Raw genomic sequence first — 23781 nt, 5'->3', positions numbered from 1 at the left:
TAGCCTTGACGCCATCTTCTTTTCGCAAAGGGCTCAATCTTGTTATCATGACTCAACCTGCGTTTCATGAATTCTCAAGCCTTCATTCTATAGCTTATAGATTCTGGAGTTGAAAACATTATCCATTATCAATTAAAAAATTATCAATTCCCGTTCGGGATAATTGCATAAATGAAAAAGACTTGTATCATTATTGTCGGCCCAACCGCTGTTGGTAAAACGACGCTGGCTGTTCAACTGGCACAACATTTTTCAACAGAAATTATTTCCGCAGATAGCCGTCAATGCTTTAAAGAATTGAATATCGGCGTAGCCAAACCTTCAGAAGAGGAACTGGCCTTGGTAAAGCATTACTTCATCAGCTCTCACTCCATCCATGAAACAGTTAACACAGCCGTATTTGAGCAATATGCGCTGGCAAAGGCAAAAAAGATTTTTGAAAAAAATGATATTGCCGTAATGGTTGGTGGCACCGGTTTATACGTAAAAACATTTGCGCATGGTATTGATGAAGTACCTGTGATCAAGCCATCTGTACGGGAGCAAATTATTGCAGATTACGAATGGGAAGGACTGGAATGGCTGCAAAAAGAAGTTGAAAAGAAAGACCCCCTGTATTTTGAAAAAGGCGAAATAAAAAATCCCCAGCGTTTAATGAGGGCATTAGAAGTGAAGTTGTCAACTGGCAAATCGATTATTGAATTCCAGACGCAGCAGTCAAAGAAAAGAGATTTTAATATCATTACCATTGGGCTGGAAATACCCCGGGAAGAGTTGGTTAAAAGAATCAACAGCAGGGTAGATGCAATGATGAATCAGGGCCTGCTGGATGAAGTGAAAAAAATGATGCCATTCAAGGATTTAAATGCTTTGCAAACTGTTGGATACAGGGAGTTAATTGGACACCTGATTGGAGATCTTTCGCTGGAAGATGCTGTAGAGGCCATTAAAATAAACACCCGCCAGTACGCAAAACGCCAGATGACCTGGTTTAAAAAAGATGCAGCTGTTACATGGTGCACAGCTGATTTTGACGACGCATTGCTTCAGGTAAACACCCTGCTTAAAATTAAATATTAGAAATTATTCTACACTTTAATTATCTCATTCTCTACATTTTTCGATTTTTCATTACAGTAATTTTCCGGCCTAAGATCTGGAAAATATCAACAAAGTAATTTAAATCGGCTGATTGTCCGGCTCCGGTATGCAACGGTTATAAAAATGAAACACGCTAAACTGTTATTATATCTTTTTTTGCAGGGGAGCTATCTATTCGTGTTTGCCCAAAGCAAACAATTACATTTTGAACATATTGGAAGAACACAGGGAATTTCGCAGGACAATATACTTTGTATAATGCAGGACAGCCGTGGATTTATGTGGTTTGGCAGTTGGGATGGATTAAATAAATATGATGGCTATAAAACGACCGTCTATAAAAATGATCCACATGACAGCAACAGCATCAGCAACAATTACATCAATGGCATTGCAGAAACAAAGGATGGTAATATTTGGATTGCAACCAATATTGGCGGCATGTGCCGCTTCAATCGCAAACAGGAAAATTTTACGCGGTTCCGGCACAGTGATCATAATTCCAACACTGTCACAAGCGATATTACCAATTGTATTCTGGCAGATCATGCAGGTATGGTCTGGATCGGCACGCAGCAGGGGCTGGATTTGTTTGCACCGCAAACTAACACTTTTAAGCATTTTATACATACTGCAAGCGATACCGGCGGTTTAAGCGATAATTATATAAAATGCTTTTTCGAGGACTCAAATCACAATCTATGGATTGGAACAGCCAACGGCGGGCTTAATTTATTCAACACGCAAACTCAAACATTTCAACATTTTCAGCGGAATAACGCAGACAGTAATTCAATCAGTGGTGACAATGTGAACAATATTTTTGAAGATAGTAAACATCGTTTGTGGATTGCTACCAACGGTAACGGCCTTGATCTTTTCGTTCCTGCAACCAACACATTTCGTCATTTTAAAAACGACGAAAAAAATCCAAATTCGCTAGCAGGTAATACGGTATTATTCATCAACGAAGATGCTGACAATAATTTGTGGATCAGCAGTGAAAATGCAGGATTGTCCATCTTTAACTACGAGAAAGGAAAGTTTACATTTTGCAAAAACGATGACATTGATAAGTCAAGCATCAGGAACAATTCTATATATGCCATTTACCGGGACAGGAAAAACAACATGTGGCTGGGCAATTTTGCCGGAGCCGTTGACATGTTGAGCCGGGATAAACTAGTGTTCACTCATTACATGCACAATAGCCTGGTGAATAGTCTTAGCCATAACCAGGTATTGAGCATAATGGAAGATCACACAAAAAAAATATGGATTTGTACGGATGGAGGAGGTTTGAATTTGTTCGATCCGTCGACCGGTGATTTTACCCGGTTCAGGCATCAAAAAAATAATTCAAACAGTATTTGCGGAGACAATGTATTAAATACCTGTGAGGATAGCGACGGTAATATCTGGATTGGTAGCTGGTTCCGGGGTTTATCCGTTTACAATCCTCAAAATAAACGATTTACGCATTTCAGGAACTCTCCGAATGACACCACCAGTTTAAGTTCCAACAATGCTTGGAAAATTTTTGAAGACCGGGAAAAAAATATATGGGTGGCTACATTTGGTGAGGGTTTGAATTTGCTGAATGCGGACCATAAAACATTTACCCGCTTTCAGTTTGACCCTAATAATACGCATAGCATTTCTACCAACAATGTTGTAAATATTTATGAGGATAGTGGTGGTAATTTATGGATATGTACAGAAAATGGCGGACTGAATCTTTTTAATACAAAAACTAAAATATTCACACGGTTTTTACACAACGATACAGCTAACAGTATCAGCAACAACAGTACGAATTCAGTTTTGGAAGATAGCCGGCGCAACCTATGGATAGGTACTATGATGGGGCTAAATAAATTTGATAAAACTACCGGTAAGTTTACAGTGTACTCGATGGCAGACGGCCTTCCTGGCGAGTACATTTATGGCATATTGGAGGATGATAAAAAGAATCTTTGGATCAGTAGCAATAACGGGATTACCTGTTTCAATCCGTTGACGGGGGTTTTCAAAAATTTTGGACCAGCAGACGGATGTCAGTCCAATGAATACAAACAACTGGCTGCCTGGAAAGCAAAAAATGGCATGATGTATTTTGGTGGTATTAATGGGTTTAATGAGTTTAATCCAGACAGCGTAAAAACAGTGCAGTTCAATCCTCAGTTAGTGTTAACCAGTTTTCAAATTTTCAACAACGAAGTGCCCATTGACAGCAGAGCAAACAATTCTTCTGTTTTAAAACAAAGTATAAGCGAAACTAAGACCATTACGCTGCCTTATGGTAATTCCGTTTTTTCTTTTGAGTTTGCAACATTGAATTATACGGGTGCTGAAAAGAAGCAGTACGAATACATGCTGGAGGGCTTTGATAAGAACTGGAATAAGGCCGGAGCGGCCAGAACAGCGACTTATACTAATCTTGACGCGGCAACCTATTTTTTTAAAGTGAGGGGGCTGGACAATGAAGGAAACTGGTCTCCCGGCATCATTCGAATTGAACTGATTATTAAACCTCCCTTTTGGCTAACATGGTGGTTTAAAGCACTTGTTATTTTGTTGTTGGCCGGTTGCATTCTTGGTATTTACCGTAATAGAATCAGGGCTGCAGAAGCGCAGCAAATACAACTAAAGCAGCAGGTTCGAGCGCAAACCCAACAGTTGCTATTGTCAGCAGCCAAAGAGCAAAGGGCCAGGCAAGATGCCGAATCAGCCAATAAGGAATTAAAAATAAAAAACAAAGAACTGGAACAGTTTGCATACGTTGCCTCCCACGACTTGCAGGAGCCGTTACGAACCACTTCCGGTTTTGTAGAACTTATTCAAAAGCAATACGGAGGAAAGCTGGACGAGCGTGCTGATAAATACCTGCACTACATTGTAGATGCCTCAGACAGGATGAAAACACTGATCAAGGATTTGCTGGATTTCTCCAGGATTGGGAGTGATAAATTATTTGAGCCGGTAGATTGTAAAATTGTTTTGGCGAATGTATTGGAAGATATTACAGCTGCCATTCAGGAATCAAATGCTGAGATCTGCTATGCTGATTTACCGGTAGTTCATGGCCACCTTACGGAAATACAATTGTTGTTTCAAAACCTGTTGATTAATGCCATCAAGTTTCGTAAAACAAGTGAAGCACTGAAAATTGATATCGGCGTAGAACAAAAAGATAACTACTGGCAATTTTCAATTGCCGATAATGGAATTGGGATAGCGCAACAATATTCCGAAAGAATCTTTGATATTTTCCAGCGCCTGCATAATCGAAATGAATACAAAGGATCCGGAATAGGTTTATCGCATTGTAAAAAAATTGTTGAGCTGCACAGCGGCAAAATTTGGGTGGAATCTGTTCCCCAATCAGGAAGTACATTTTATTTTACCCTACCCAGGGAGTATGCTTAATGGTGTGAATTAAAAAATATGCAGTGACCTTATTAAGGATATTACCACAGGAAAACAGGTAAACCTGCGGCGGTGAAAGGAAATATGAGCTGATTGACCCGCGGCTGATCGTTGGATTACCCGTTCCACGGCAAGATATTTTATGTGATTTCTGTTGAAAATTAAGTATAAAAACCTGATGCATTGCTACAATAACAATAATGGTTCGTATGTTATTGCTGGTGATGACATGTAACCGGATAACAGACTAACAGTAACTTTAAAAGCTGCCAGAAATTGCAAAGAAATAAAATAACAAAGAGGCGTGGTATAATAATATTGTGCTGTTTTCAGCTGCTTGTCTTCTTAGGATTTTCACAAACAAATCAATTCAAATTTACCCGGCTGAGTACAGACAATGGCTTATCGCAAAATTCAGTTTTTGCCATCGAAAAAGATCACAAGGGATTTATGTGGTTTGGTACTGATGAGGGATTAAATAAATACAACGGCTATAAATTTACAGTGTATAAGCACGACCCCGGAAATGCAGCGAGCATAATAAATAATTCCGTTTTTAGTATCAGGGAAGATGCAGAACACAATTTATGGATACTAACCCAAAATGGGCTGGATAAATTTGACAGGGCAACCGAATCGTTTACACACTGTTTTAAAGGACGTGGCTGGGAAGTTAGCAGCGGTATTTTCCAGGATAGTAAAAAGCGGTTATGGCTCAACTCGGCTGAAGGTTTTTATTTGTTTAATCCCGCCACCGGCAGCGCCAAATGGTATAGAAATGATCCCGATGATAACAATAGCCTGAGCGAAAATTACGTGTATGAAATTACGGAGGATAACAATGGGCAGTTGTGGATAGCCACCAGGAATGGCCTTAATCGTTTTAATCCGGAAAAAGAACAATTTACGAGGTATATTAATTCACCCAATGATGCAAACAGCATAGGGTCGGGTTTTATCAAAACGGTGTACAAAGACGGCAGGGGAAATATCTGGGCTGGTACCCAGGGAAGTGGAATAGCTATGTTTGATCCAATTCGCAACTCCTTTATAAATTATAAACACGATCCCAAAAATGAAAACAGTCTTGTTTATAACGATATCCTTTCGTTTACCGAAGACGCAGTGGGTAAACTCTGGATAGGTACAGAAAACGGCGGCATTAGTATTTATGACTATACTACCAGGGCTTTTACCTCCTGCCGAAACGACGAATACGATCCTAACAGTTTATCTGGAAATTCTGTATACAGTTTATACAAAGACAACGTAGGCAACATCTGGGCCGGTACCTGGTCAGGCGGAATCAATTTTCTACCTTTTTTTGGCGATAAGTTTACCCATTATAAAAAAATGCCGGGAAGCAGTAATAGTTTAAGCAACAACCTTGTATTGTCTATGAGCAGTGACAAAAACAATAATATCTGGATAGGAACTGACGGCGGAGGCTTAAACCGGTTTAATACATTCAATCATAATTTTACCAGTTTTCAGCAAAGTACCCCGGTAAAAAATGGCATTTACAACAACTTCGTATTAACCGCTTTCCCTTATGCTCCCGATACGTTGCTACTGGGCTTTCACAGGGGCGGAATTGATTTTTTTGATGAAAAGAAAAATGCTTTCACACACTACGCAACAAAGGATATCAATACCAACAGGTTAACATCGTTGAGTGTACTCGCCGCATACAAAGATCGCCGGAACAATCTTTGGCTGAGTAACGACGGTTATGGGGGCATTTTTTTATTTGATGCCATCACGAAAAAGTTTATCCCGTTTTTACCAGATGCAAATAATATAAAAAGCATTGCCAGCAACAGTGTTTACGCAATGTACGAAACCAGGTCAGGACAGTTTTGGATCGGAGGGGACAGGGGAATCGACCTTTTTGACCGTGATAAAAATGAGTTTACCCACCACCAGGCCAGCCCCGGCAATAAAGACAGTCTTTCAGACAATGTTGTGAATTGTATAGTGGAAGACGCTGCAGGTAATTTGTGGATCGGCACCGCTGCAGGATTAAATTATTATAGCATAGTCGACAATAAATTTACTGTATATACTGAAAAAGACGGCCTGCCCAACAATACCATATGGGCTATACAGCAGGATCGTCATGGTAATTTATGGATCAGTACCAATAAGGGTCTCTCAAATTTTAATATCGTTTCCAAAACCTTTAGAAATTATACCATTAGTGATGGTTTGCAAAGCAACACTTTCAAGCATAAGGCATCTGCGCAAAGCCTGAATGGCGAATTGTATTTTGGAGGGGTAAATGGGTTTAACAGCTTCTACCCGGATAGTATTAAAGACAATAATTTTATTCCACCGGTATTCATCACCGGGTTTGAAGTGTTTAATAAACCGGTACGCATAGGAGCTGACTCACCGTTGAAAGAGTCGATCAATCAAACAAAAGAAATTAAGCTGTCCTACAATCAGTCAGTTTTTACAATTGAATTTGCAGCGCTTAACTTTACACACCCTGAACAAAATCAGTATGCCTATAAGTTGGAGGGATTTGATAAGGATTGGGACTATGCTGGCAGCAAGCGATCTGCTACCTATACTAACCTTAACCCCGGCACTTATACATTTAAAGTAAAAGGGAGTAATAATGATGGCGTTTGGAACGACAAACCCACACTTCTTACTATAATAATATTGCCACCATTTTGGCAAACGTGGTGGTTTAGACTGGGGGGTATTTTACTGATCGCAGGGAGTGTATTTGCTTTTTACCGGATGAGGTTGAAGGGAATACAGCAACAAAAGGTTTTGCTGCAACAAAAAGTGAACGAACAAACTATGGAACTCGTTCGTTTAAACCAGGATGAACGAGCCGCACGTTTGGAGGCCGAACAGTCTAAAACCGAGTCTGAAGCAGCAAGAGAGGCAGCAAGTAAGGCCAATATTGCACTTCAGGTAAAGAATAAAGAGCTCGAGCAATTTGCTTATGTGGCATCGCACGATTTGCAGGAACCTTTGAGGACTACCGTTGGCTTCGTGGAGTTGCTTCAAATGCAGTACAAGGGAAAATTAGATGAAAAGGCAGATAAATATCTTAATTTTATCGCCGATGCTGCAAAAAGAATGAGAATTCTAATAACCGATTTATTAGAATTTTCAAGAATAGGTACTAAAGAAAATGTTGAACTTGTTGACTGCAATATTGTAATGAAAAATGTACTGGCGGATATTATGGCGTCTGCTACGGAGGCAAATGCCACTATCAGTTATGGTACTTTGCCGGTTATTAATGGCTATCCAACCGAAATGAAATTGCTTTTTCAAAATCTGTTGGTAAATGCGGTAAAATTTCGAAAAAAGAATGTTGCCCCCTTCATACAAGTTACTGTTGAAAACCACGAGGACAACTGGAAGTTTGCGATAATTGACAATGGAATTGGTATTGAGAAAGAGTACAGTGAAAGAATATTTGATATCTTTCAGCGCTTAAACATACGGACAGAATACCAGGGCTCAGGCATTGGATTAGCGCACTGTAAAAAAATAGTTGAATTGCATGGTGGAAAAATCTGGATGGAACCGGCAGAGGGGGGTGGAAGCAAATTTTTGTTTACAATACCAAAAAAAGTGATTAATGGATAATAAACTGAGCTGCATCATGGTAATTGATGACGATGAGCCCACTAACTTTATAAGTACTATGTTGATTGAAGAAGCAGGATGTACCCATCATCTGGAGATAGCAGACAGCGGAATGAAAGCATTAAATTATCTTAAAAAAGCAACAGAAGAAGTTGGCTCAAAGGGCGACTTTATTCCTCCTGATCTTGTTTTTCTTGATATCAACATGCCACGTATGAATGGATGGGAATTTTTAACCGAGTTTAGAAAGATAAGCAATGGCCACGCACTCAAGCCAGTCATCATAATGCTTACAACCTCCCTCAATCCCGACGATAAGCAACGGGCAGAAAATATTCCGGAGATAGCCGATTTTGAAAATAAACCGCTTACAAAAGAAATGATAGAAAGGATAATCAGGAAGTATTTTAAGGCCGCCTAATATTAACTGAGCAATAATATAGCTATCCTCCGGCAGTGGTTAAGCGGCCATTCTTATACAAACAGGCACTAACTAAATTGAGTGGGCGTCTTTGTCCGGCATAAGCCTGACGATGCTAAAATTTTATTCCAACACTTGCTACAATATTGCCACGATTATTTTTTACACTTGCAAACGTGTTACTTTTATCCTGTAATCTGTACGGAAAATTTACATCCTTATTAAGCGCATAGACATAAGTGAGGTCAATAAAAAAGCCTTTATTTCTATACCCAACACCTCCGCTTATCAGCATCCTGTTGGCCTTTAAAGCGGGGTCTTTGTAAGGGTTGGTATAATAGGCAAATCCAAGCCGGGCCATAATTACATTAAATTTCAATTCGCCACCGGCACGAAAATTAAAAGCACCTTTGTATTCACTTCTTATCACTTTATTTAGAGCGGTATAATAATCGGTTTCTCCTGCAGCAGGCGTTTGATTGGCACTGTAAAACGAAGAAGCGCTATGACGAACATATTCAATATCTGCAGTAATAAAACCCTTTTGTTCTTTTACATTTTCCACTCCTCTTAACACATAGCTGCCACTTACCATCGCCTTCCAGGGAGTTAGTAAAGTATAATTGCTTTCACTAGGAACATTATTGGTAAATATTTCTGACGACACAGATCTAACTCCTTTATAATTTTCAGTATTTACTTCAAGATCTACGTTGCGCTTATCTTTTAAGGTAAATATATAACTGGGCGTGTGCACGGCAAAACCAAGCCGTAGAAATTCAGATGGCTTAAAAATGATGCCCAGTTTTAAATTTAATCCAACGCCTTTGGTTGAAAAATGATCCGTGTAATTAAAATATCCAAAATTGTTATTTGCATCAGATGAAGTATCAGTTTCCCTAAAGGTTGATGTACTGTTATAATTTATAATGGGAATGCCAACGCTACCTCCGATCAAAAGTTTATCATTTTTATTTACAGCATACCCCAGCGCCACTTCATACATGCCACCACTGGTTTGTAATGTATTTTGCTGAAAAAGCGCCTTACCATCAGCCAGTAAAAACTCCGGCTGGGCTTTTACCCTGTTGCCGCTAAATGTATCTACCAGGTACGTATACAATGCGGGGGCAGCACCATAAGCATATTGGGGGTCATTGAGTACGTCCTCCACAGAGCCATTGCTTAAACCTTTGACCGCCTGTTCTGCAAACTGTTCACTGAATGAACTGTAATTGTTGTACCCTGAATATTGAACCGTATTGTTGTAATTAGCCGTTTGCGTAACTGCCAGGCTGAATGCTTTGCTTGTGTTGGGTTTATACCTGTCACCGGTTCCAAACACAAAGCCAATCGGCCCACCCAAAAAATTGAAATTGTTTTTACTGCTTTTTAATTTAGTATCCCTGAAATTTACATTGTTGCTGTTCAGGAAAAAACCCGGTGTAAAAACAAACTCGCCTGTTTTGTAATTTCCTAAACCTGCCGGGTTCACAAAGTTAGCAGTTATATCTCCGCCCAATGAACCCATAGCTCCACCAATAGCGAGGTTACGGGCAGTACCATTCTGAGGATAAAACGAATACCTTAATACATCTTCCGGAATCTGTGCATACAAACCATAACCTGTTAACAAGAGCGATAGGAGCAGATATTTTTTCATGGCATAATTATTTTAGTATGCTGGTGGTAAAGCCGGCAAAAATATGTTTTAACGCAAGTCGTATTGCGATATTAATTAGGTCTTGTAATTCTTCCTCCACCGCCGCCGGATGAACTGCTGCCAGATGATGAACTGCTACTGCTGGCAGGTGGAGGCGTGTAGGTTCTTTCTGTCGTAGTAGTGGTTCTGTTGGTGGTATTATTGTAGCTGTTGTTATTGTTTGCCGGAGCAAGTACTTTGTTTAAAACATTGCCCAAAGCACTCGTTCTTGCATTGGTATTGTTATAACTTCTAACAGGCACGTTGTTGGGAACCGCAAACGAAGCATTGTTATTATTATAATGATGCGTATAGCCGTTAAGGTTAGTTACTCTTGGTGTTGTGTTTTTTATCGAACTTGCTGGTGTAATGTAAACCGGGTAAGGGCTATAGTATGGATTGTAATAATAATTACTGTAGAAATCACTGTAGTAGGGGCTGTAAAAATTGCCATAATTATTGGAATAGCCGCCATAATTGTTGTAATAACCATGCCGGTTATAAGCGCTGTAATTATCGTAGTATGAGTACGGACTGTAAGCATAATCATTATTCAAGTATCTCCACCTGTAATCATTGATACCCATCAGAATCACCCTGTCTTCCCCGCTATAATTGTAAACAGGTTCTTCGGCTGGAGGGCGTTTAGCTACGGCAACCGCTTCACCATAATTACGGGCAGGAGAATAATAAACATCATCTGGTGTTTGGCCGGATTTATACATAGTAGTGCAACTGCTGAAGGCAGCGGCAGAAACAGCTAAAAGTAAAAGTTTCGTTTTCATGATAATTTGTTTAAAATTATTGTAAAGTGAAGTTACTATTTTTGTGCGGTTTATTAACAACAAAGGAAACAGTAACCTCTCAAATGGCAATATAAATATAATGCAACATTGTGGCATAGCGCTGTTAAATATGTGCTAAAAGAAAATGATTATGATTTATATATAAGTTGTGTTGTTTCAGTGGATAAGAAGGGCTTTTTTCAACTTTTTTCTTAGGATTAAAATAATAATTTACAATAAATGAGCAAAGAAATTACAAGCAGGGAAGAGGATTATTCTCAATGGTACAACGATTTGATATTAAAAGGTGGACTGGCGGATTACAGTGCTGTCCGGGGCTGTATGGTGATAAAGCCCTATGGCTATGCTATATGGGAAAATATGCGGGATCAGCTGGATAAGATGTTTAAGGATACTGGCCACGAAAATGCTTACTTTCCGCTGTTTGTTCCCAAAAGTTTATTTGAGGCAGAAGAAAAAAACGCAGAAGGATTTGCTAAAGAATGTGCGGTTGTAACCCATTACAGGTTGAAAACCGATCCGGATAATAAGGGAAAGCTAATTGTTGATCCGGAGGCAAAGCTGGATGAGGAACTGGTGGTAAGACCAACCAGTGAAGCAATTATTTGGAACACTTACAAAGGATGGATTCAATCTTACCGCGATTTGCCATTGCTGATCAATCAGTGGGCTAATGTGGTAAGATGGGAAATGCGTACCCGTTTGTTTTTACGCACAGCAGAATTTTTGTGGCAGGAGGGGCATACGGCGCACGCAACCAGGGATGAAGCAGTGGGTGAAACAGTGCAGATGCTGAATGTATACGCCACCTTTGCAGAAGAGTTTATGGCGATGCCGGTAATCAAAGGCATTAAATCTGCCAATGAACGGTTTGCAGGTGCTGAAGACACTTATTGTATTGAAGCCCTGATGCAGGACGGTAAGGCATTACAGGCAGGAACTTCTCATTTTTTAGGGCAAAACTTTGCGAAAGCTTTTGACGTAAAATTTGCTGATAAAGAAAACAAACTTGATTATGTTTGGGCCACCAGCTGGGGAGTAAGCACCCGCCTGATTGGCGCCCTTGTAATGGCGCACAGCGATGACCAGGGACTGGTTTTACCACCCAAATTAGCCCCTATACAGGTAGTGATTGTACCAATTTTTAAAGGAGCAGAACAAAAAAATCTGATTGACGATAAGGTAAAAGTATTGCAGCAGCAATTGAAAGCTGCCGGAATAAAAGTTAAATATGATGATAATGACAACAACCGGCCTGGATGGAAATTTGCTGAATATGAAATGAAGGGCGTACCAGTTCGCATTGCAATCGGGGCCAGGGACATTGCCAGCAATGTTGTTGAAGTTGCAAGAAGGGATACAAAAGAAAAGGCTAGCATGAGCATTGACGGGCTGGCTGAAAATATCATTAAATTATTAGCGGACATTCAATCTGCAATCTATAATAAGGCCAAAGGTTTTAGGGATGAACACATTACCAATGCGGATAACTGGGATGATTTTATTCAGCTGTTGGATACCAAGACAGGATTTATAGCGGCGCACTGGGATGGAACGCCCGAAACAGAAGAAAAGATAAAGGAACTTACAAAAGCTACCATCCGCTGTATTCCCCTGGATAACAAAATGGAAGATGGTAAGTGTATTTTAACGGGTAATAAAAGCAGCCAGCGGGTTTTATTTGCGAGAGCGTATTAAAACAAGGAACAGCCATTATTATGCAGGCACTGAAATTTTCAGTGCCTGTTGTTTTACTGCCTGTGAAAGTTTAAATTAGTAGCCATTTTAACCCCCATTTATGGATACTGAACACAACCTGCTGGAGAACGAATTAATGATTGACAATATATCCCAAAGCCACCTGAAAGAAACGGCGATGTGGACTAAATTTTTAGCCATTACCGGTTTTTTTTTAAGTGTACTGATTGCAGTTGGTGCGATTATTATCGGCAATATATTTAACAGTTTGTCTACGCTGCCCGGAGGTAAGCCAATGGCAGTAATGGCCGGGTGGATGATTACACTAATTTATCTTTTTGTAGCAGCTATCGCGTTTTTTATGTCTTTATTCCTTTTTAAATTTAGTGTAAAAATGCAAATTGCCCTGAAGGCGAACGACCAGGAAACATTGAATATATCATTTTTAAATCTTAAAAATTTTTACCGTTTTGCAGGAATCGTTACCATTCTATACCTTGTAATTTTGTTGCTGGCTTTAATAGGCGGCATTATTGCGGCAATGCTCGGACGTTGACAATATCGTCCTCATACAAACAATACCAAAAATTCCGGCACTGTACATGCCGGAATTTTTACGTCTTTTATTCAGTAGAAACTGCGAATTATTCAACGATTGCTTTTGCGGTATACACCCCTTCAGGCAGGTGAACTACTATGGTGTAAATCCCCCTGGCAATGCCTTTCAATGGCAATTGATAGATGCCCGAAGATGCGTTGACTTTATTTTTCTGTACTATTTTTTGACCGAGAGTATTGATCAATTCAACACTAGCCTCGTTACCTGTTCCTGATATAAAAAGATTGAGAACATCTTTTGCAGGATTGGGGCTAATGGTTAAAGCAACCGCTGCGGATGGATTAATACGTGCATTTCGAATGATGGAGTACTGCTGTTGGTTATCCATATCCACCTGCCGTACTCGGTAATAGTATAAGATACCGGGCTGAACATAATGATCAGTATAGGCATACTTCGACAAAATTGAGGTAGTGTTATTGCCTTTTACCCAGCCTATCTGCTTAAAATTGGTCCCATCCAAACTTCTCTCAACCATAAATCCCAGGTTATTAATTTCCAGTTCGGTAGTCCAGGATAAAGCAATGTCTTTTTGCCTTGGTGTGGCCACAAAGTTGTTTAATGTTACCGGTAATGCAGTGGCAGGAGACACCAGCATAAACTGGGAGAAGCCAGTAAAATTACCAGTGTAGGTAATATAACCAGCTGCTGCATCTTCAAAAACAACGGGGGTTATCAATTCCGAATTACCTGCGTTTAATGTAGAAGTGAGATCAACGCCATCTTTAACTTTCAAAATTTTCAGGTTGAGTTTCCCAGCACCCCAGGCGGCCAGTTCGGCTTCGGTGAAATAGAAACTGGCCTGGTAAGTTGTGGTAGTATTGGCTGCGGCCGGGCTTACCTGGAAAACTTTTTGCGAGCGGACAAAAGCACCGCCTGTTGTTACCAAACCGGTTGTTCCACTGCCTGCCTGCGTTATTTGTGCCGTAACATCCGTAAGGTTTGTACTGGCGTTCTTTATAAACACAATGGCATTGCCATTGGTACTTTTAAAATTATTGGAAGCAGTGCCACTTCTTATATTGAAACCATAACTGCTGCTAACACTAGTTTCAATAGGGTATGGCGTAGCCGTTACTTTTACATCATCTACTAAAAAAGGAGGATTATTGCCCGTATTGTCATCATTAATCCATCTGAAGCCAATGGTAAATGAGGTGTCTACCAAAGCGGCTGGTAATACAATATTGCCGGAACTTGTGGCGCCCGTATCTCCCTGGAAAGTGTAGACGTTGCCAGCCCCATCGCTTAAGGGAAAAAAGGAGGCGTTGTTATAAGAGTACATCAGCAGGCCATAATCGTAAGTGCCATTGGAATCTGCTTCGCCGTTACTTTTGTAAGTAAACGACAAAGCAGGACTGCTGTACCCTGTGGCATGGATTAGCGGAGAAATGGCGACTGCATCTGAAGTAGAATCTGGTGAATAAGCCAACGGTTTCAGCACTTTATCATTGGTAACATACAGCGCCTGGCCAGTAATGCCTGCGCCTCCATTTGATCCTACCTTCCAGGTATTAAAGCCCGCAGGTGATTTAAATGAACCAGCCAGCCAGCCCGCAGGAGTTGTTCCGCCGGAACTACCGAAATCTTCATTTAGCAGTGCGACTACATTGCTGCCGTATTGTTGGTTATCATCATCTTTGATGGTAATGGTAACCGATTGCGCACTGCTTCCGGAGGAAACACCGGTACCGCTTGTGATGCTGTATCCAACAACAATTGTTTTATCGCCGTCTATTTCTGCATTATCAAAAATCCTGATTTTAACGTCTTTAAAATTATCGCCTGAAGCAAAAGTTAAGGTGGGGGTTAGCAGCTGGTAATGAAAATTATTCAGGGCGGTCCCGCTGGTTGTTATAGTCACTGTTGCAGGTCCGGTTGCCTTGTCTTCAACATTTAGCGTCAGGTCTACATCCCTGTATCTCGGGTAATTCGTAGTAATACCAGTTTCTGTAATTTTTTGCGCACCTGAACAATTTATAAAAGACACTTTATTGCTTGCAGTAACGGTTACAGCACCGGCGGGCGAAGTAGCGAGCGTTACCCGTCTCGGACTATTAAGCATCACTGTTTGCATCCTGTCTGCCTGGTTACTGGTGAAGGTATTCAAAACGATATCGTCACTGTAGTCCATATAATTTTCGAACATCTCATCCGCCGTGCCGCAACTGTTACTTTTCGGGTGAGTTGGTACGCCACTGTTGCTGGTAAAATGCACCGGTGTATCGCCACAAAAATCATTGCCACAGTTGGCATCACCCCAAATATGCCGCAAGCCAAAAAAGTGGCCGCTTTCGTGCGTTAAGGTTTTACCCAGCCCATAACCGCCGCATCCCTTAGGTAAAAAAGTGCTGCCAATGGTTCCAGTCTGCACTACTACTCCCGCTGTAATATTGGTTTCGCTACTGGATATGCCAGCCAAGCCGGAGCTTACAGGAAAAGTAGAGTAGCCGAGCAAAGTGGATGAACTGTTAACTATACTTGGTATAACCCATACATTAAAATACTTATCAGGAGGCCATACTGTGGCGGATTTGACAATAGTATCAATATAGCCGGCTGTCCAGCCCGCAACCGCATAATCTGTCCAGCCTTTCAATGAGCTGTTAACACGTTGTATCCCGGGTTCCGTGAGCGGACTGCCCGATGTATCGTTCTTCGCCAACACAAACTGAATGCCCGTGGTAGCGGCTGCCGCATATTGACTGTTTGAAAGATTGGCAAAATCTTTATTTAGTTGTAACAGCTGTTCGTTGATGGCGGTTGCGCTAATGTCATCAGCGTTGCCTTTGCTGATGATATGAAAAATGATGGGAATGGTATAATTGATAACCTGTGCCCGCTGCGCTTTTCTATCCTGTATTTTTTTGTTTAGCCAGCGTTCAAACTGAGCATCGGTTTCAGCGTTGGGATGTTTTTTTCTAAACTCATTAATTACTTCAGTTGTATAACAACGAACTATTTTCTTGTCAATACCTGGCGGCTGCAGCCGCTGCGCAGCAATTTCTTTACAGGGGGTAAGTAAAAAAAATGCCACAGCCAGTTTGTAAAAACGGTTCATAAATTTTCAGTTGTCAGGTAAAAAATGAATTGCAGGCAAGTTACTGCTATTGGCAAAAAAAGAAGCTATTTTACAGTTGAAATCTTACTATTCTTTAGTAGATAAATAGTTATAATCTTCCAGTATTTTTTCTAAAAAATCATTGGCGTACATGTCGGTGGACACTTTAAGCACCGTTTGCACCTTCATAGCAACGCGGTTACACATATCGTACTGATTTGTTTTTGCAGTCTGCCTTAGCACATTTTTTATTGTGTTGATATCCCGGTCGCTCAGCCGCATTACTTCAGGAAATTTTACAGAGTAATTTGCGTGATTGATTTCCATAAAAATAGTATCATCCACCGTTAGAGCCGTGTGGGTATTTACCACTACAGTTCCGGCTACAATATCGCCCAGCCGCTGACTTTTGGGCGAAACGCCGATTATAACTATGGAGGTTAATCCACCGATAAAAAGCCAAACCAATCCTGTAAAAGGGTTTAACCAAAAAAGTGTAAAAATGATGAATCCCCATTCGTAAAAACGTAAAAACCATCTTAGCAGGTATTGACTTAATTCTGGTTCTCCGCCATCCAGGCTAACCACTTTTATCTTCATCAGTTTTTTCCCTGCACTTTGCCCGTTTAACAAAATTTCACTTACAGGGCTATAAAAAATGGTCGGAATAACCAGTACAATCATGGCGAGACCAATACCACCTTCGCCAATTCTGAAACCGCCGAAGAGTAAATAAAGCATACTGAACATGTACAATACCAGCAGAAAAAAATCAACGAGGTAGGCCAGGATGCGTTTATGAAATTCAGCAATTTCAAATTCAATATCAATGTTAAATGGCGTAGCTATTTGTATTACGGACATGTTACAAATTACCTATTTAAGTTTACATACAAAAAAATATCCTAAAAAATCAGCTCTGATATTTCAGCGAATCCGGTTGGATGGTTTTTAACCTCTTTTCATACGGAGGCAGCCAGCTTCAACAATAATTATTTTTATAACATAATTTCTTACTTTTATCAAATGCGTGAAGGAATGTTTATAAAGAAGAACGTAGATAAATGGAATACCTATCAGCGTTCTAAAACCGATGACCCCGATGAAACCGCCGAGCGTTTTATTACACTTGTGGATGATCTTTCCTACGCAAAGACATTTTATCCCAACAGCAAACTTACCCGCTGGATCAATGGCATTGCTGCCGGCATTTACCAAAGTATTTATCAGAATAAGAAGGAAAAGTATAACCGCATTTTTACGTTCTGGAAATTTGAATTGCCATTGCTGTTTAAAAAATACCACCGGACACTACTGTTTACGTTTGTGATTTTTTTATTGTTTGTTTTGATTGGCGTTTTCGGTTCTATTAAAGATGAATCATTTATCCGTGGCGTATTGTCAGATGGTTATGTAGACGCTACTGAAGACAATATTGCTAAAGGAGATCCTTTCGGGGTTTATAAGAGTGATAACCCCTTTACCATGTTTGTTTATATTGCGATGAACAATAGTTTTGTTGCTTTAATGATGGTGGCAGGGGGCCTCTGTGCGGGTGTTGTTACGTTGTATATGATGTGGCAAAATGGTTTAATGCTGGGCTGTTTTCAATACATGTTTTTTGCAAAAGGGCTAGGCTTAAAATCGGTGATGGTGATTTGGGTACATGGTACGCTGGAAATACTTGCGTTTGTGATCGCTTCTACAGCCGGTTTTATTATAGCGCAGGGCATTCTTTTTCCGGGCACCTATTCAAGAAAAAATTCTTTTAAAACTGCAGTAAAGGATGCCCTGAAAATTATGATCATTCTGGTACCGGTTTTTATTGTCGCCGCCTTTTTTGAAAGTTATGTAACACATTTAATGAGCAATACATTTGACAAAGAGAACAATATAGGTTTGCCGGTATGGGGTAGTGGCATTATTTTATTCTTGTCGTTGTCGTTTATTCTATGGTACTTTGTACTTTACCCTATTCGCCTGCATAACAAGAACAATGCACTTCAACAAAATGATTTTAATAAAATGACTTTAGGCCAACATGAAGTGCAGTAAATTTTTAACCTCGTTTTTGCTGATTGTTTTTTGCTGTTTTAAAGTGGCGGCTCAGGACAGTGAATATGTTTACAGAGATTCAGCTTCATTGACTACAGATTCCATAGTGACGAGGTCGATGAAGATTGATACAAAAAATAGTCAAGTTCCCGATACCAATTCAGATTCCCTGTTGTACGATCACCAGCTAGCTGCCGCGGCAGATTCTGCTGAAGCGTTAAAAAATGCATCTTCTTTCAGCTACGCTAAAAACTTAGACAGCTTATTGATGGCCTTACAGAAAAAGCAACAGACATCTGAACCAGTAGCGGTGCATAGTACTTCATGGCTGGAAAAATTTTTCTTTTCACCAATTGTAAAAGTATTTTTCTGGACACTGGCGGTACTTTTTGTTGGCTTTGTTTTGCATAGACTTTTTTTTACCGAAGGTTTTTTTCAGCGTAATTCTTACACAAGTAAAGTCACAGCAATTATTGAAAAGCCGGAAGAAAATTTTGCAGCGGCCGATTATTCCAAACTAATCAATGAAGCAATAGCTGATAAAAATTACCGGATGGCTGTTCGCTGCAATTACCTGCAAACACTGCAAAAACTGGCGATTAAAAACGTCATTACATTTGCCCCGGCTAAAACAAATTCGCAGTATATCCGTGAAGTTTTTAACCAGCCTTACAAAAACGAATTTGCAGCACTAACGTTGCAATATGAATATGCCTGGTATGGGGGGTTTGAACTGGACGAAAGATTGTTTGGCAGAATTCAAAATAATTTTAAACAGTTTAACAGCCAGCTTTAAGTATTGAGAATAGCAGTTTTATATTGTACCCTTTTTGCAGCACTCACCTGGTCTGTAAGCTCCTGCACGCCCGACAAAAAAACGCTGCCCAATCTGAAAGAAACATTTTCAAAAAAAGATAAAAATCCTTTTGGCGGTTATATTGTTTTTAACCAGTTGCAACAGGTATTTTACCATAATAATTTTTATGTACAAAAGCAAAGTTTTGAAGCTTCCTGGCAGGACATAACAGATACAGCAGCCCTTTATATTTCGGTAAGCAAAAATTTATACCTGTCCGAAGCCGCCCAAAAAGCTATGCTGAATTACGTAAGCAATGGCAATACGTTATTTATAAGCAGTGAAAACATTGACAGCACTTTAATGGATAGCCTGGGTTGTAAAGTAGCACACTCGCTGGTTAAGATGGATTACCTGGAAAACATGCGCTACACTGCTGTAAGAATGGATTCCGGCTCTTATTATAACATTGTGCCATATACCTATTTTTATTATCCCTTCACGAATCATTTTGCCCGATACGATTCAACAGTCACCAATGTATTGGGCACAAATGAAAGGGGCGAAGCGAATTATGTTGAGATTTTCTATGGCCGTGGCCGCGTTTACCTGCATTGTGAGCCAAGGGCACTTAGCAACTATTTTTTATTGCAGAAGCAAAATTATTTTTACCTGCAAAATCTTTTCACCTTTGTTAGCAGAACACCAGATCATATTTACTGGGACGACTACTATAATAAAAGAAACCGGCCCTCTGCTAAAGACAGTAAAAATGCATTTCAGTTGTTGCTGCAGTATCCGGCAACGGCTGGTGCATTCTGGCTTGTATTATCTTTATTGCTGCTCTATATTTTATTTGGAGGAAAGCGTCGCCAGCGAATAGTTGAAGCAATACCGCCCAATGTTAATACCACGGTAGCCTTCACTGAAACAATCGGTCGCCTGTACCTGCAAAAAAAAGATAACCACAATATTGCAGCAAAGATGATCATGTATTTCCAGGAGCATATCCGCAAACAATATTTTCTAAATACCAGTCATGTGACCGACGATTTTATAACCAGCCTTAGCAGGAAAAGTGATGTGCCGAAAGAAACAACTGAAGGGCTTTTTAAACTGATCAGCGAGTTGCAGGAAGCGCCAGAAATAAGCGATGAACAATTATTATTATTAAACAGGAAAATCGAAATTTTTTATAAAAAAAATCAATAATGGAAGAAGAAGTGTTTCAGCAGCGGACAGATCTTTCTGCACTTAACCAGCAAATGCAGAATATTCGCAACGAGATAGGAAAAGTAATTGTAGGCCAGTATAAAATGTTAGATCTGCTGATGATTGGTTTGTTGTGCGACGGGCATATTTTAATAGAAGGCGTACCCGGTGTTGCAAAAACCCTTACTGCAAAACTGATGGCAAAAATCATCGATGTGGATTTTAGCCGCATACAGTTTACACCCGACCTGATGCCGAGTGACGTGGTTGGTACGTCCGTTTTTAATCCGAAGGAAGGGGATTTTTATTTTAAGCCGGGGCCCGTTTTTAGTAATATTATTTTGATTGATGAAATCAACAGGGCTCCTGCTAAAACACAGGCAGCATTGTTTGAGGTAATGGAAGAAAGGCAGGTAACCGTCGATGGGGTAACACACGAAATGCGTTTCCCCTTTATCATCCTGGCAACACAAAACCCGGTGGAGCAGGAGGGCACTTACCGTTTGCCGGAAGCACAGCTTGACAGGTTTATTTTTAAAATAGACGTACAATACCCTAACCTCCACGAAGAGATTGGTATACTTAATAACCAGCATGGCAATACGCAACTGGAGTTGCTTGGCCAGGTAAATAAAATAGTTTCTGTAAAAGAAATTCATGAATACCGGGCGCTTATCCAATCTATTGTGGTTGAGCCGAGGCTGATAGAATTTATTGCCAGGATTGTGATTGAAACCCGCAACAATCCTGCATTATACCTTGGTGCATCGCCACGGGCCTCATTGGCAATTTTAAGGGCTTCAAAGGCAAGTGCTGCCATTAAAGGAAGAGATTTTGTAACACCGGAGGATATTGTGGAGATGGCTTCGCCGGTTTTAAGGCACCGTATTATTCTTACACCTGAAAAAGAAATGGAAGGTGTAACCGCAGATGATTTGATTGAAAATATGCTGAAATCAATTGAGGTTCCAAGATAAAAATGGATTAGCCTTACGCTTCCTTTTATAACAATGACAGTAATAAAAAAATACATCGGTGCACTATATTTAACCAATCGTTTTTACCTGGTGCTGGGCGTTTGCGCCGTATTGTTTATTGCTGCTTTTTTTTATGCACCATTATTTTTAGTACCTCAGATTAGCTGTTTTATAATTGGTGTGTTGGTATTGACAGATTATATTTTTCTTTTTATAGTGGGCAGGGAGCCAGAGGCTAAAAGGATGATGGCAGACAGGTTAAGCAACGGCGATGAAAACAGGATCACGTTGCAGATTACCAACCGGATGCCTTTTGAACTGCAATTAGAAATTATTGATGAGCTGCCTGTGCAATTTCAAAAACGTGACTGGATATTACAGCAGCACTTTAATGCGCTGCAACAAAAGGAAATCGTGTATGCTGTAAGGCCTACAGAGCGTGGCGAATATCATTTCGGGCAAATTATTATCTACATAAAATCCCTGCTGGGTTTACTGATGCGCCGTTTTGATATTGAAGCCGAAACAACCGTACCCGTATATCCTTCGTTTATGCAGCTACGTAAATATGAACTGCTTTCGCAAACTACTATACAATCGGAACATGGTAGTAAACGCATGCGAAAAATCGGCCACAGTATGGAGTTTGAACAGATAAAAGAATATGTACGCGGCGATGATATACGAACCATTAACTGGAAAGCAACTGCCCGCCGATCCGCCATTATGGTAAATAATTTTACAGACGAAAAAAGCCAGCAGGTGTATTGCCTTATCGACAAAGGCCGTTTGATGAAAATGCCTTTTAATAACTTAAGTCTGCTGGACTATGCCATCAATAGTACACTGGTATTAAGCAATGTATGTTTGCAAAAGCAGGATAAAGTTGGATTGATAACATTCGCCAATAAAATGGGCACCATACTGGCAGCCGATCGTAAGCCGTTACAGAAAGCTAACATTTTGCAATTGCTGTATAACCAGGAAACCGATTTTTTAGAAAGTGATTACGAAATGCTTTACCTGCAGATACGCAGCCGGATCAAGCAAAGAAGCCTGCTGATCCTGTTCGCTAATTTTGAATCGCTTTCAGGATTAAAACGGCAGCTCAATTATTTAAAGTCGATTGCAAAACATCATTTGCTGATGGTCGTATTTTTCGAAAATACGGAATTGAAACAATTGTCCATGCAAAGCGCAACGAATATAGAAGACGTGTACGTTAAAACCATTGCTGAAAAATTTGCATTTGAAAAAAGGCTGATTGTTAAAGAGCTTTCCAACAACGGTATTTTATCTATTTTAACTTCTCCCGAAAATTTAACTGTAAATACCATCAACAAATACCTTGAGTTAAAAGCAAGACAAGCAACCTGATGCACAGATAACTCTTGTCACGAAACGTCTTGCAATATTGATAAAAGACCGCATTGTTTTGCTTCACTTACCTTCGCAAAAAAAATAAAGCATTGGCCCGTAAAGAATCATACCGTTCCAAACACAATAGTAAAACAGGTGAAGGCGCTTATCCTGAAAAACAGGAGCGTGTACCAAGAATTCCGATTGATCCGGCGCTGCAATTGCCTTATGCAGAAGGAAAGGTTTTGCTCATAGACAAGCCACTCCACTGGACATCATTTGATATTGTAAGAAAGCTCCGTAATATTTTACAGATAAAAAAAATTGGCCATGCTGGTACGTTAGACCCTCTGGCAACAGGACTTCTGATAGTTTGTACCGGGAAGTTTACAAAAAAAATAAATGAGTTCATGGCGCAGGAAAAAGAGTATACCGGCCACATTGTGCTGGGTGCTGTAACGCCAACATTCGACCTCGAAAGTGAACCGGAACATCAAACAAAATTCGATCATCTTACTTCTGATGAAATCATACATGCTACAAAACAATTTACCGGTGCTATTCAACAATTGCCACCCATTTATTCTGCTATAAAAAAAGATGGCGTTGCCTTATATGAACTGGCAAGACGGGGAACGGCTGTACAATTAGAGCCAAGAAATGTCACCATTCATTCATTTGAAATTACGGGAGTTGATTTGCCTGCGGTCAGTTTTAAGGTGGTTTGTTCTACGGGGACTTATATACGCAGCCTGGCGAATGACTTCGGTGCTGCATTGGGCTGTGGGGGCTATCTTGGCAGTTTACGCAGAACAAGAATCGGGCAATTGCAGGTCGCTGATGCCATTGACATGAAAACAATTTTAAACCTTGTAGGTCATCAGAGCGCCGGAGATAATAACGGGGCAGGCTTGCCGTTGGATTAGG

General features: G+C 40.2%; 16 protein-coding genes. 12 read left to right on the top strand and 4 right to left on the bottom strand.

Annotation, left to right across the window (positions count from 1 at the left end):
- Positions 1-171: 171 nt before the first annotated feature.
- The 4 genes from miaA to JWR61_RS15250 all read left to right on the top strand — a co-directional run bounded on the left by miaA (position 172) and on the right by JWR61_RS15250 (position 8569).
- Positions 172-1080 carry a tRNA (adenosine(37)-N6)-dimethylallyltransferase MiaA gene (miaA, locus tag JWR61_RS15265; protein WP_301928624.1) on the top strand — a complete coding sequence of 303 codons (909 nt, stop codon included), beginning with the start codon at positions 172-174 and terminating at the stop codon, positions 1078-1080.
- 144 nt (positions 1081-1224) lie between these two features.
- Positions 1225-4530 (top strand): two-component regulator propeller domain-containing protein, encoded by a 3306-nt coding sequence (locus tag JWR61_RS15260; protein WP_301928623.1) that lies wholly within the window; start codon positions 1225-1227, stop codon positions 4528-4530.
- A 276-nt stretch (positions 4531-4806) separates the two neighbouring features.
- Positions 4807-8148 carry a two-component regulator propeller domain-containing protein gene (locus tag JWR61_RS15255; RefSeq protein ID WP_367881804.1) on the top strand — a complete coding sequence of 1114 codons (3342 nt, stop codon included), beginning with the start codon at positions 4807-4809 and terminating at the stop codon, positions 8146-8148.
- Positions 8141-8569, top strand: a complete 429-nt coding sequence (locus tag JWR61_RS15250; protein WP_301928621.1) for a response regulator — start codon at positions 8141-8143, stop codon at positions 8567-8569. Before JWR61_RS15255 ends, JWR61_RS15250 begins: the two co-directional genes overlap by 8 nt.
- Positions 8570-8684: 115 nt before the next feature.
- Here JWR61_RS15250 and JWR61_RS15245 read toward each other — a convergent pair whose 3' ends face one another.
- Together JWR61_RS15245 and JWR61_RS15240 are read right to left on the bottom strand one after the other, a co-directional pair.
- The gene (locus JWR61_RS15245) at positions 8685-10232 is read right to left on the bottom strand and encodes an OmpP1/FadL family transporter (protein WP_301928620.1); all 1548 of its coding nucleotides are present in this window, start codon (positions 10230-10232) and stop codon (positions 8685-8687) included.
- Positions 10233-10303: 71 nt separating this feature from the next.
- On the bottom strand, positions 10304-11056 hold the full coding sequence (locus JWR61_RS15240) for a hypothetical protein (RefSeq protein WP_301928619.1): 753 nt from the start codon (positions 11054-11056) through the stop codon (positions 10304-10306).
- Positions 11057-11296: 240 nt separating this feature from the next.
- Here JWR61_RS15240 and proS point away from each other — a divergent pair, with 240 nt between their 5' ends.
- Both proS and JWR61_RS15230 read left to right on the top strand, forming a co-directional pair.
- Positions 11297-12775, top strand: coding sequence for a proline--tRNA ligase (proS, locus tag JWR61_RS15235; protein ID WP_301928618.1), 1479 nt, complete (start codon positions 11297-11299; stop codon positions 12773-12775).
- 100 nt (positions 12776-12875) lie between these two features.
- Entirely contained in the window at positions 12876-13331 is a 456-nt protein-coding gene (locus tag JWR61_RS15230) for a hypothetical protein (protein ID WP_301928617.1), read from the top strand.
- 88 nt (positions 13332-13419) lie between these two features.
- Here JWR61_RS15230 and JWR61_RS15225 read toward each other — a convergent pair whose 3' ends face one another.
- A complete protein-coding gene (locus JWR61_RS15225; protein WP_301928616.1) occupies positions 13420-16455 on the bottom strand; it encodes a M43 family zinc metalloprotease in 3036 nt (1011 codons plus the stop codon).
- A gap of 87 nt (positions 16456-16542) precedes the next feature.
- Positions 16543-17319 (bottom strand): RDD family protein, encoded by a 777-nt coding sequence (locus JWR61_RS15220; protein ID WP_301928615.1) that lies wholly within the window; start codon positions 17317-17319, stop codon positions 16543-16545.
- 162 nt (positions 17320-17481) lie between these two features.
- Between JWR61_RS15220 and JWR61_RS15215 the strand changes: the two genes are divergently transcribed.
- From JWR61_RS15215 to truB, 6 genes are all read left to right on the top strand, one after another.
- Positions 17482-18510 (top strand): stage II sporulation protein M, encoded by a 1029-nt coding sequence (locus JWR61_RS15215; protein WP_290338300.1) that lies wholly within the window; start codon positions 17482-17484, stop codon positions 18508-18510.
- A complete protein-coding gene (locus JWR61_RS15210) occupies positions 18497-19306 on the top strand; it encodes a DUF4129 domain-containing protein (protein WP_301928614.1) in 810 nt (269 codons plus the stop codon). The genes JWR61_RS15215 and JWR61_RS15210 overlap by 14 nt, the downstream gene beginning before the upstream one ends.
- 3 nt (positions 19307-19309) lie before the next feature.
- Positions 19310-20518: a DUF4350 domain-containing protein gene (locus tag JWR61_RS15205; RefSeq protein WP_301928613.1), complete on the top strand. Its 1209-nt coding sequence runs from the start codon at positions 19310-19312 to the stop codon at positions 20516-20518.
- Positions 20518-21495: a MoxR family ATPase gene (locus tag JWR61_RS15200; protein ID WP_301928612.1), complete on the top strand. Its 978-nt coding sequence runs from the start codon at positions 20518-20520 to the stop codon at positions 21493-21495. The genes JWR61_RS15205 and JWR61_RS15200 overlap by 1 nt, the downstream gene beginning before the upstream one ends.
- Positions 21496-21528: 33 nt before the next feature.
- The gene (locus tag JWR61_RS15195; RefSeq protein ID WP_301928611.1) at positions 21529-22872 is read left to right on the top strand and encodes a DUF58 domain-containing protein; all 1344 of its coding nucleotides are present in this window, start codon (positions 21529-21531) and stop codon (positions 22870-22872) included.
- A gap of 92 nt (positions 22873-22964) precedes the next feature.
- Positions 22965-23780, top strand: coding sequence for a tRNA pseudouridine(55) synthase TruB (gene truB / locus JWR61_RS15190; protein WP_301928610.1), 816 nt, complete (start codon positions 22965-22967; stop codon positions 23778-23780).
- Position 23781 lies beyond the last annotated feature (1 nt).

It is taken from the genome of Ferruginibacter sp. (assembly GCF_028288465.1).
Lineage (GTDB): Bacteria > Bacteroidota > Bacteroidia > Chitinophagales > Chitinophagaceae > Ferruginibacter.
This window is presented reverse-complemented; position numbering and strand designations above follow the sequence as displayed.

Excerpts from the sequence above, each read along its gene's own strand:
- miaA (WP_301928624.1), top strand. The coding sequence starts at position 172 with ATGAAAAAGACTTGTATCATTATTGTCGGCCCAACCGCTGTTGGTAAA.
- JWR61_RS15260 (WP_301928623.1), top strand. The coding sequence starts at position 1,225 with ATGAAACACGCTAAACTGTTATTATATCTTTTTTTGCAGGGGAGCTAT.
- JWR61_RS15250 (WP_301928621.1), top strand. The coding sequence starts at position 8,141 with ATGGATAATAAACTGAGCTGCATCATGGTAATTGATGACGATGAGCCC.
- JWR61_RS15245 (WP_301928620.1), bottom strand. The coding sequence starts at position 10,232 with ATGAAAAAATATCTGCTCCTATCGCTCTTGTTAACAGGTTATGGTTTG.
- JWR61_RS15240 (WP_301928619.1), bottom strand. The coding sequence starts at position 11,056 with ATGAAAACGAAACTTTTACTTTTAGCTGTTTCTGCCGCTGCCTTCAGC.
- proS (WP_301928618.1), top strand. The coding sequence starts at position 11,297 with ATGAGCAAAGAAATTACAAGCAGGGAAGAGGATTATTCTCAATGGTAC.
- JWR61_RS15230 (WP_301928617.1), top strand. The coding sequence starts at position 12,876 with ATGGATACTGAACACAACCTGCTGGAGAACGAATTAATGATTGACAAT.
- JWR61_RS15225 (WP_301928616.1), bottom strand. The coding sequence starts at position 16,455 with ATGAACCGTTTTTACAAACTGGCTGTGGCATTTTTTTTACTTACCCCC.
- JWR61_RS15220 (WP_301928615.1), bottom strand. The coding sequence starts at position 17,319 with ATGTCCGTAATACAAATAGCTACGCCATTTAACATTGATATTGAATTT.
- JWR61_RS15215 (WP_290338300.1), top strand. The coding sequence starts at position 17,482 with ATGCGTGAAGGAATGTTTATAAAGAAGAACGTAGATAAATGGAATACC.
- JWR61_RS15210 (WP_301928614.1), top strand. The coding sequence starts at position 18,497 with ATGAAGTGCAGTAAATTTTTAACCTCGTTTTTGCTGATTGTTTTTTGC.
- JWR61_RS15200 (WP_301928612.1), top strand. The coding sequence starts at position 20,518 with ATGGAAGAAGAAGTGTTTCAGCAGCGGACAGATCTTTCTGCACTTAAC.
- JWR61_RS15195 (WP_301928611.1), top strand. The coding sequence starts at position 21,529 with ATGACAGTAATAAAAAAATACATCGGTGCACTATATTTAACCAATCGT.